The organism is Mycobacterium sp., assembly GCF_049585075.1.
In the GTDB taxonomy this organism is placed as follows: Bacteria; Actinomycetota; Actinomycetes; order Mycobacteriales; family Mycobacteriaceae; genus Mycobacterium.
Window position 1 is genome coordinate 1 of record NZ_JBAUZA010000277.1, and the last position, 2,410, is coordinate 2,410.

Sequence of the window (2,410 nt, forward strand, 5' to 3'; positions counted from 1 at the left end):
TGGTCAATGTCGTCAACGGGTTTGGCGCCGAAGCCGGCAAGCCGCTGGCGTCGAGCAACCGGATCGCCAAGATCGCGTTCACCGGGGAGACCACCACCGGGCGGCTGATCATGCAGTACGCCTCGCAGAACCTGATCCCGGTCACCCTGGAATTGGGCGGCAAGAGCCCCAACATCTTTTTCTCCGACGTGATGGCCAAGGGCGATGACTTCCAGGACAAGGCGCTGGAAGGCTTCACGATGTTCGCCCTCAACCAGGGCGAGGTGTGCACCTGCCCGTCGCGCAGCCTGGTCCAGGCAGACATTTACGACGAGTTTTTGGAACTGGCCGCCATCCGCACCAAGGCCGTTCGGCAGGGCGACCCGCTGGACACTGAGACGATGATCGGTTCGCAGGCCTCCAACGACCAGCTTGAAAAGGTGTTGTCCTACATCGAAATTGGTAAGGACGAAGGCGCCAAGATCATCACCGGCGGAGAGCGCGCTGAGCTGGGCGGCGACCTTTCCGGCGGCTACTACGTGCAGCCGACCATCTTCGCTGGCAACAACAAGATGCGGATCTTCCAGGAGGAGATCTTCGGGCCGGTGGTGTCGGTGGCGTCGTTCAAGGACTACGACGACGCGATGTCGATCGCCAACGACACCCTCTACGGCCTGGGTGCGGGGGTGTGGAGCCGCGACGGCAACACCGCCTACCGCGCGGGCCGTGACATCCAGGCCGGCCGGGTCTGGGTCAACTGCTATCACGTGTATCCGGCGCACGCGGCATTCGGCGGCTACAAGCAATCCGGTATCGGCCGGGAGAACCACAAGATGATGCTCGACCACTACCAGCAGACCAAGAACCTGATGGTGTCCTACTCGAGTAAGGCCCAAGGGTTCTTCTGATGACCCCGCGGGTGGTGATCACCGCCGCCGCCGCCACGTTGCTCGGTGAGCTGCAGGGGCGGCACGGGCCGGTGATGTTCCATCAGTCCGGCGGCTGTTGCGACGGGTCGTCGCCGATGTGCTACCCGGACGGGGATTTCATCGTCGGCGACCGCGACGTACTGCTGGGGGTATTGGACGTCGGCGCCGGGGTGCCGGTGTGGATCTCCGGGCCGCAGTTCCAGGCCTGGAAGCACACCCAACTTGTCATCGACGTGGTGCCCGGCCGCGGCGGCGGCTTCAGCCTGGAAGCACCCGAGGGGATGCGGTTTTTGTCCCGCGGACGCGCCTTCAGCGACGACGAGAACACCGAGCTCACAGCTACCGCAGTGATCACCGGCACCGACTACGAGCGCGGCGAGCGCCCGCCGCAACGCGCACCGGTGGTAGCCGTCGCTTCCGACGCTTGTTCGTTACCAGGGCGCGCCGGGGCAGTAAAGCGGTAGCACGCCGCTGCGGCGTTATCGTCAAAGTGTGATACCGCTGCCGCGGACCTGGCTGCTGACCAGCGCAATGCTGGTCGGTATTGCGGCCGGGGTGCTAGTCGGAACAGCGGCCGCGGTGCTGGTTTCGGCCCGAATCCGTCCAGACGTCGTGATCGCGCTGGTGGTCGGCCTTCCTAGCGCCATCGGTCTGCTGGTGATTCTGTTGTCTCGGCGCCGATGGCTGACGGCGCTGGGGGTTTCCATCCTGGCGCTGGCGCCGGGATGGTTCGGTGTGCTGGCGTTGATCGAGGTGACGAGCCATGCCTAACGAGGACCTGCTGGACACCGGATCACTGCCGCAAACTGAGCCGTACCTGCCGACCTTCGATACCGGCGCGCACCACAAAGCCGAACCGGAAATCATCGAACCGCAAAAGCGCGCCCCGAAGCGTCGATGGTGGCGTCGAAGGTCGGACACGGCGGCCACGGAAGTAGTTGCCGATGGGCCTGCCGACCCCGTCGCGGTGGAACCGGACGCGCCGGCCGACGCGATGTCCGGGCCGCTTCACCCGCCGGCGCCGTCGATCACCGTTCCCGGCCGCTACCACTACCTAAAGTGGTGGCAGTTCATCCTGATGCTGCTGGCGGTGTGGGTACCGGCGGGGGCGATCGGTGCCGGCCTGTTCTATTGGTGGACCCACGACAATTCCGCCCATAAGACCCCAGTGGTGTTCGTTCTGTTCGTCTATGTCGTCGTCTCCACCGTTGCCGGCTTGATGTTGGCGATGGTGACCGACCGGCCGCTGGTGACAGCACTGGCGATCGCGATGTTGACCGCGGTGTTCGCATCCGTCGTCACCGCGGCCCCGTTCTACGGCGCGTTCTACTGTGACCACAGCCAGAGTCAGTGCCTGATGGGCGTCATCCCGTACTGAGCCTGCCGACCGAGGCTATGCAAGGCTGGCAGGGTGAGCGACACCTCGGCCTCCTACGCGCCGGCCGATCGCGACCTCACCCCAATCGCTGACCTGATCGACGATCCCGCGCGCGCGGCGATGC

3 protein-coding genes and 1 pseudogene are annotated in these 2,410 nt (G+C 65.1%); all 4 read left to right on the forward strand.

Translation table 11 applies throughout. The features are described 5' to 3' along the window. Positions 1–887 (forward strand): annotated as a pseudogene (gene adh, locus WB785_RS13720) (aldehyde dehydrogenase); the annotation flags it as partial. After that, a complete protein-coding gene (locus tag WB785_RS13725) occupies positions 887–1,372 on the forward strand; it encodes a DUF779 domain-containing protein (RefSeq protein ID WP_424079887.1) in 486 nt (161 codons plus the stop codon). The pseudogene adh and the gene WB785_RS13725, both read left to right, overlap by 1 nt. A gap of 28 nt (positions 1,373–1,400) precedes the next feature. Beyond that, positions 1,401–1,679: a putative holin gene (locus tag WB785_RS13730; protein WP_424079888.1), complete on the forward strand. Its 279-nt coding sequence runs from the start codon at positions 1,401–1,403 to the stop codon at positions 1,677–1,679. Further along, the gene (locus tag WB785_RS13735) at positions 1,672–2,286 is read left to right on the forward strand and encodes a hypothetical protein (protein WP_424079889.1); all 615 of its coding nucleotides are present in this window, start codon (positions 1,672–1,674) and stop codon (positions 2,284–2,286) included. The genes WB785_RS13730 and WB785_RS13735 overlap by 8 nt, the downstream gene beginning before the upstream one ends. The last annotated feature ends 124 nt before the right edge of the window (positions 2,287–2,410 follow it).

Bases quoted from the DNA above. Each gene is read 5' to 3' on its own strand.
- WB785_RS13725 (WP_424079887.1), top strand. From the start codon at position 887: ATGACCCCGCGGGTGGTGATCACCGCCGCCGCCGCCACGTTGCTCGGT.
- WB785_RS13735 (WP_424079889.1), top strand. From the start codon at position 1,672: ATGCCTAACGAGGACCTGCTGGACACCGGATCACTGCCGCAAACTGAG.